Here is a 404-nt window from a genome sequence, read left to right as displayed (position 1 = left end):
ACGCGTAGCCGGCATGACGCAGCGCCCCGCCTCCTGTCCGGGCGGGGCGCTGCGTCGCTTCACCCCACCTCTAAATCCCTTGCGCTACTCAAGGGATTGCGCTAGTATTTCCTTGACGGACACAAGAGAGGGGGTGAAACTGAAATGACGGACCGGATGGACCAGATCATCACCGCAGCGGTACGCCAGGGCTTCTCCGCCCGGCAGACCCGCACGGGCACGTGGGTGTTCTCCAAGGGCATCACCACGCTGATCATCGAACGGACGCCGCGCACCTCGCGCGAGTGGATGTACATGATCAACGCTCTGCGCGGTGCTGGTCTCCGCTTCCCGCCTCGCGGGGAGTGACCAGCGGTGGGGCCGCGTGACGGCGCGGCCCCACCCCCATCCGGATGGACTCGACG

Annotated in this window: 1 protein-coding gene; it reads left to right on the top strand. The window is 66.3% G+C overall.

Annotation, left to right across the window (positions count from 1 at the left end; translation table 11 throughout):
• Window positions 1–144: 144 nt before the first annotated feature.
• The gene (locus IG99_RS43660) at window positions 145–348 is read left to right on the top strand and encodes a hypothetical protein (protein ID WP_037684612.1); all 204 of its coding nucleotides are present in this window, start codon (window positions 145–147) and stop codon (window positions 346–348) included.
• Window positions 349–404: the final 56 nt, after the last annotated feature.

Origin of the sequence: Streptomyces griseus subsp. griseus (assembly GCF_000720255.1) — a bacterium.
Taxonomy (GTDB): Bacteria; Actinomycetota; Actinomycetes; order Streptomycetales; family Streptomycetaceae; genus Streptomyces; species Streptomyces griseus_I.
The sequence above is the reverse complement of the archived record's forward strand: the minus strand, read 5'-3'. Positions and strand labels throughout refer to the sequence as shown.

Coding starts and splice junctions, on each gene's coding strand:
- IG99_RS43660 (WP_037684612.1), top strand. CDS start 145: ATGACGGACCGGATGGACCAGATCATCACCGCAGCGGTACGCCAGGGC.